Raw genomic sequence first — 5,872 nt, 5'->3', positions numbered from 1 at the left:
ACCTGATCTTTGTAGCGCGTTGCAGCGGCTACTGCCAGATTGCAGGCAATAAGGCTCTTGCCAATACCGCCTTTATTTCCGAAGACAGTTATAATCTGTGAGGCCTTTAATTGCGGCTGCGCTTTACCGGGAGCGGCGGAATCCTTGCCAGGTTCAGATTGCTCTCGCAGGTTTTCAACACTGCGCCTGTAGCCCTCCGCAATATCTTTGACCGAACCGAGAAGTTCACCGGCCTCCACAGAACGCAGTATAATTTGGCGGACACCGGATTGCATGGCTCTTTTGAAGAGCTTTAAGTCTTCCTGTTCCGCTATAAGGATCACCTGGATAGGAGGGTATCTCAGCTTAAGATCAGCCGCTAGACTCAGGCTGTCAGCCTCAGCCAGGTTCTCGTCCAATATAAGTATTTCCGGGTTTGCAGTAGGCATCATCTCCAGAAGCTCACCGGCCTGCCCTGCTTCCCCAATCACATCGATGTCATGATCGCTTTCCAATATGTTTAGTAAATAACCCCGGATTTCGGGATCTGCGCTTGCCATCAGCACCCTTATGGTTTTCAAAAACTTCACCTCTCGTATCCATACTCATCTATAATAATGACCTATTGATTATTTAACTAAGGTTGTATAAAGTTGTTCATTCTGAAGGGAGGCAGGACATATTGGGAATCGTCCACCGGAGATCTGAGCAGCAACCTGATCTCGCCCCGTTCAGTGGCTAGAACCAGAGGACGGGCTTGATCAGGGCTTACTGCCAGTGTTAGTGTTTTAGCCGCACCGCCATTTTTTTGATCAGCAGCGGCTCCTTTTGCTCCAACTGACAAGACTTCAATATCCTGCAGCACAAATAAAGCGGCGGAGGAGGCACCTCCAGCCGGATCGGTTATATCAAGTGTAGCCATAACGTCGACATGGTCTCCGGCCTGCACATTAAAGGAAACCGCTGAAGTCTCATCAATACTTATGGCAACTGCACGTTTATTTAAAGGAACTTTATAAGCCAGGCGGCCAACTTTTTCTTTTTCGCCCACCAATTTCTCCTTAATTATTTCCTCACCGGCAGCTATATCGGTTGTAGAAATCTTGCCTACCACTTGAGCTGTATCCCGAACCCCGTTGGGATGGGCATATTGAGCGGGCACTTCTGCGGTCATAAGCTGTTCCAGCCTGATCACTTCATCCGCCGCTATGGGTTGAGCAGCCTTAACTACCGTCACCAGATCGTCGGGGCGGTATTGCTCCTCCACCTGCTGCAGGAAAACGTAAAATAAAGCCGCAGCAATTAAGCCACACAGAATCGAAATAAACCAGTACTTTTTTACTCCTTTAAACAAACCTCCCGGCTCCCTTCAATATCAAATACAAACTCAAATCCGCGCGATTATTCACACATTTGGTACGAATAAACGCCAAAGTCATTAACACCAGTACTAATCTCTCCAGGCACTACAACTTTAAGGAAAGTACCGGTTAAGTGGATATTTTTAGTCTTATTCCCATCTATGGTATCTTGAACTTCTTCTTTTGATTCAATAAAGAAAGCCCCAAATCCGGTGATTGTGAATTTGTTGTTTGAACCTGGATCGCCGGAAGCTGTTCCAACTGGCACAATAACAACTCGGGGACAATCTTCTTTATGATTTTCTGCCGTACAAACTGGCGTAGTACCGCAATGGTTGGCGCAACTTGTCATACGGGTTTGAATTCCGGTATCTGTTGGACCTTGCATTGATCCCGTTTCTACATACTTGCAGTCTTTTATATACAACCATTTATCATATCCGTTTTTTAAATACTCCCGATAAGTATCTGCACCGCCACCACTTTTATCTCCGGTTAAGGCATCTGTATCTAAGTCCAAGCATCCATACCATCCATTAGTACCACCACCGCCTCTCCATTTGAGAACGGTTTGTTCGCCAACTGAAAAAGTTCCCTCTTTTACTCCAAGTGGAACCACTCCCGAACCAGGCGAAACACCGCCTGCAACTCCTACCATAGCTTTGGCAGAAGGCTTTATTTCAGCAATATCAATATTAAAAATGCGGGCAAACAACATCGGCTTTTCGTAATCTACAATACCTTTTATCCATTTAGGTTGTGGCGACGGGTCAATATCAAAACTCACCTGACCCTGGATACCGTTATCCGGATCTGAAGGTTCTAGTCCGTTGTTCTGTGCATATTCTTCAGCTTTTTGCCTGGCTAATAAAGCGCTTGAAGGTAATTCGCGCACTCCAGCAAGCACCGCAGCATCGACGGCATTGGAGGCCTTCATACGTTCTGCATACACTACTCCAGCGTCTATGACCAGAGCCATGCAACCTAGAAGAACAAGCAAGGCTATAGCTACCAACACCATTACTGCTCCGGAATCATCCTTAAAAAGTACCTTGAAAATCTTTTTCATAGACATCTCCTTCCCAATCGCGATAATTATGTAGCGGGTGGAGGTGGTAGCTTTTCGACACGCATAATATATTCCGCCGAAAGAGTCTTATAACCCGGCTTATCCTCTATAATTTTGCCGATAAACGGGGTGCTAATTTTCATATCATAGTTTATCTTTACTTTGAGTGGCTCGCCTACTTTTCGAGTAGCTGGTGTTATCGTAATGTCGCTGTTCTCAATATTAAGGAACGAATCGTTATTGTATTCATCTTTTGCAATGAAGTCCTTTATTTTCTCATCTGACATGCCTACCACACCATATCGCACACCGTCCCTGGCTAAATCATGGATAATCATATAGCCTCCGGCTAATAAACCAAATTCTATTATTGCAAAAAGTATTAGCAGAAGTAGCGGCAGCATTATCGCCATCTCAACCATACTCTGGGCGTTGTTTGAACAAAATAGGTTCCTAATCATACGTTTCATTTCTTCACCACTTTATTAGATAAGCACTCATAGCGCCAAGGGCAATGGCCAAAGCATAGGGAAAGCATACTCCGGTATTATGGGATTTAATTGCATCCTGCATCTTGATTACCTTGAATAGGTGTAATAGTAAGAGTGCCCATAAACGGCCTAGGGTTTTCCCTAATTGCCTCCTTTTAATTAATAAAGTAATTGCTATTAGCCCGCCCCACAGCGCCATTGCAATAAAGGTTTGGAATGCAAACAATCCTCCTTTAAAAGCTCCAACCACTCCGAGTAGCTTCACATCACCAGCTCCCATTCCCCCCAAAGCAAATGGGATAAAGAGCAAACCAATTCCTAACGCCAAACCCTTAATGGATAATATTGCTCCTGGCAAACCGCCTATATATATGTTCCAAATTATCCCCAAGATTAACCCAGTAAAAGCCAAAACATTGGGTATCCGTTGTTCTCGTTGATCATATATTACCGCTAAGAAAAGCAACAGCAATAATATTAAATCACCCAACAAAAAGTTGATATCGCTTATAATAATTGTCTCCTTAACATAAATGTAACCGAACCCGGTTATGCCCTGTTATGAAACAGGGCATAACCGATCCCTGCAGCATCGTGCATAGATACTCTTAGGTACGGTTTTCTAGGTGGTTCCATCAAACTTAATTTTCGTTACAGTGTTATTAATATTCTTGCCTAATGCCTGATAACCAATGATACATACGAGTGCTATGAAGACCAAAATCAATGCATACTCAGCCATACCCTGTCCTTCTTCTTCAAGGACCAGTCTTTTCAGAGTGTTTAGCATCCTTTCACCTCCTCTGCAAAAAAATACAACTATAGCTTTATTTTCCCACATCATCAAAACTCTGCCTAGCCGAATTTTGTAATATTAAGGCGGTATTTACCGGACCCTGAGGCAAAAATCGGCTCGGCTACAGCGGAGGTAATAGAAGAGGGAAAATAAGGCAGTCAACCCGTTATTAATATCGTAATAAAATTGACTACTCCAATATAGGACAAAGGATTCATTTTATCACATATTTCTACAATAATTAGTCATTTTACCTGATAAAAGCACAATAATCTCATCGATATTGCCATATATTGCAGTTTAAAGTTATTATAGGAATATGGAATAAATGGCTGCAAGCTAATTTTTTCCCGAAATCTGGGAGGGTCCGGCTTTTATGAGAAAAGACGTGGTTAAATGCCTGCTATTGGCTTTATTGATGTTTTGCATTTTGACTATCGCTGGTTGTGCAAAGCCTCAACCCAAAGAACAAATTATCCAGGGCTATGCACTGGCCTTCGCGGAATTGGGCACCCTGCCTATGAGCAGGATCGACCTGACATATTCTGCTGATGCGGCGTCTCTAGCGAATAAGACTTTCGATTTAGGCATTTATCAGGGCGGCTCCCGAATCGCAAACACGGTGATGAAAAACGGGGATAAATTCCAGAAGGATCTGGAACCGGGCAGCTATCAGGTCAAAGTTGAAAACCCGGAAAACTATTATTTCGTTTACCTGCCCGCTGAAACAGTTGAACTGGAGCAAGGCATCGGCCAGGTCTATGCTATGGTGGTCAACTCCAAAAACAGCACCGATACCTCGCAGCCGGTGAAGTGGGAGGTTTATTATACTGAAGCAGGCAGTCCGGCCGGCAACACGCCTTTAACAGGCGGTGAGATCCCCGCCCTCAAACCCGGGGAGATGTTCACTCTGCGCTACAACCCGGAGGAAAACCCCAACCCCAAAGCAGGCAACTATATGTTCAGACTGATCAATCCGGCCAGTGATATTAACCAGAAGGAATGCTGGAGCGGAGCGGTGTATTGTATTGGGCCTATCAAACCTACCAACATATCGGTTAACCTCTTGCCTAACCCGGGCAAGCTGGTGGTAGGTATAAAAACTACCGGAGCCGCCCCGGCAGGTGCGGTTTATGAGTTTGTAGTCAATGATGTTGATAATAACCGGGAAGTGAGCCGCAACAGCTTAAGGGCTGGGGAGAGTGTGGCAGTATCCCTGCCGCCGGGAACTTATCAGGTGACGGAATCCCAAAACGGCGGGGCCTTATCTTACAGCAAATCCATCGAAGGGAATATATCTATAGCTTCCGGGCAAAGCGTTTATCTGACTATAAACAACCGTTTCCCGGCACCGGTGAAAGGTACGCTGCAGATTACCAAAAATGTGGAAGGACCGGCTCCGCAAGGAGCTGCCTTTGAGATTAACATCAGCGGGGCTAACGGCAGTATAAGAAGAAGCATACAAGCCGGGCAGACCATATCGGTGGAACTGGCTCCGGGGACTTACGAAGTAACCGAAACCAACAGCGGAGGAGCAGCCCAGGTGAGAAAGTCCCCACAGGACGGTATCCCCGTTTACTCTGGGCAAAGCAGTTCAATGAGCATCACCAACATATACTACCCTTAATATTATGAAAAACTGCCACCAATAGTATTGACTTTGGTATTAAGAGCCTGACCGAGAAATTGGTAGCCTACCATGGCAACAATGGCTATAAACATACAGATCATTACATATTCTGCCATACCCTGCCCTTCTTCCTCATATATCAGGCGATTAATTATATCCATCACAGATGCCTCCCTCACACCAAAGATATTTTACTTTAATTAACATCGTAAAAAATCGACATTTACATTAATTCAAATGATCTCCTTATTTTAGCGCCCCAAGTAACCGGATTATGCCGATAAGTATTTTACTTTTAATACTCGCTCCTGACTTTAAAGCCCCGGCCATAAACTTCTATACTATTGGTAATAATCATAAAGGCGGATTCATCTATGGCAAATACCATCTCTTTCAAGCGCGGCAGCTGCATTCTGCCTACGGTCACTAGGATTAGCATCTCATTCTGTCCGGAGTAAGCGCCCTGGGCGGGCAGATAAGTACAGCCGCGGTGTAAATGGTGCAGAATGGCGTGGGCGATTTCCTCATAATGAGGAGAAATAATCA

General features: G+C 44.8%; 9 protein-coding genes. 1 reads left to right on the top strand and 8 read right to left on the bottom strand.

The features are described 5' to 3' along the window. From B3W37_RS09635 to B3W37_RS09610, 6 genes are all read right to left on the bottom strand, one after another. Positions 1–560 (bottom strand): response regulator (locus B3W37_RS09635; protein ID WP_483175571.1); only part of this gene is annotated, 560 nt, incomplete at its 3' end. 56 nt (positions 561–616) lie between these two features. After that, the gene (gene cpaB, locus B3W37_RS09630; protein ID WP_483169619.1) at positions 617–1,333 is read right to left on the bottom strand and encodes a Flp pilus assembly protein CpaB; all 717 of its coding nucleotides are present in this window, start codon (positions 1,331–1,333) and stop codon (positions 617–619) included. Positions 1,334–1,380: 47 nt separating this feature from the next. Continuing rightward, positions 1,381–2,409 carry a Tad domain-containing protein gene (locus tag B3W37_RS09625; protein WP_483175570.1) on the bottom strand — a complete coding sequence of 343 codons (1,029 nt, stop codon included), beginning with the start codon at positions 2,407–2,409 and terminating at the stop codon, positions 1,381–1,383. Between the two features lie 26 nt (positions 2,410–2,435). Then, positions 2,436–2,879 (bottom strand): TadE/TadG family type IV pilus assembly protein, encoded by a 444-nt coding sequence (locus B3W37_RS09620; RefSeq protein ID WP_483175569.1) that lies wholly within the window; start codon positions 2,877–2,879, stop codon positions 2,436–2,438. Positions 2,880–2,883: 4 nt separating this feature from the next. Continuing rightward, complete coding sequence (locus B3W37_RS09615; protein WP_483175568.1) at positions 2,884–3,390, bottom strand: A24 family peptidase; 507 nt, start codon at positions 3,388–3,390, stop codon at positions 2,884–2,886. A gap of 132 nt (positions 3,391–3,522) precedes the next feature. After that, positions 3,523–3,744 carry a Flp family type IVb pilin gene (locus tag B3W37_RS09610; RefSeq protein ID WP_483175567.1) on the bottom strand — a complete coding sequence of 74 codons (222 nt, stop codon included), beginning with the start codon at positions 3,742–3,744 and terminating at the stop codon, positions 3,523–3,525. A 328-nt stretch (positions 3,745–4,072) separates the two neighbouring features. On the opposite strand from B3W37_RS09610, the gene B3W37_RS09605 reads away from it, so the two are divergent. Continuing rightward, positions 4,073–5,323, top strand: coding sequence for a hypothetical protein (locus B3W37_RS09605; RefSeq protein WP_483175566.1), 1,251 nt, complete (start codon positions 4,073–4,075; stop codon positions 5,321–5,323). 2 nt (positions 5,324–5,325) lie between these two features. Here the strand turns inward: B3W37_RS09605 and B3W37_RS09600 are convergent, their stop codons facing one another. After that, positions 5,326–5,487, bottom strand: coding sequence for a Flp family type IVb pilin (locus B3W37_RS09600; RefSeq protein WP_481040955.1), 162 nt, complete (start codon positions 5,485–5,487; stop codon positions 5,326–5,328). A gap of 134 nt (positions 5,488–5,621) precedes the next feature. Further along, positions 5,622–5,872: YitT family protein (locus B3W37_RS09595; protein ID WP_483175565.1), on the bottom strand; the 251-nt coding region annotated here is incomplete at its 5' end.

The sequence above is a fragment of the Syntrophomonas sp. UBA5494 genome (genome assembly GCF_002426325.1).
This window is presented reverse-complemented; position numbering and strand designations above follow the sequence as displayed.

What these genes read in the sequence shown, in the direction of transcription:
- B3W37_RS09610 (WP_483175567.1), bottom strand. Translation starts at nt 3,744, where the DNA reads ATGATGTGGGAAAATAAAGCTATAGTTGTATTTTTTTGCAGAGGAGGT.
- B3W37_RS09600 (WP_481040955.1), bottom strand. Translation starts at nt 5,487, where the DNA reads ATGGATATAATTAATCGCCTGATATATGAGGAAGAAGGGCAGGGTATG.
- B3W37_RS09620 (WP_483175569.1), bottom strand. Translation starts at nt 2,879, where the DNA reads ATGAAACGTATGATTAGGAACCTATTTTGTTCAAACAACGCCCAGAGT.
- B3W37_RS09625 (WP_483175570.1), bottom strand. Translation starts at nt 2,409, where the DNA reads ATGAAAAAGATTTTCAAGGTACTTTTTAAGGATGATTCCGGAGCAGTA.
- B3W37_RS09605 (WP_483175566.1), top strand. Translation starts at nt 4,073, where the DNA reads ATGAGAAAAGACGTGGTTAAATGCCTGCTATTGGCTTTATTGATGTTT.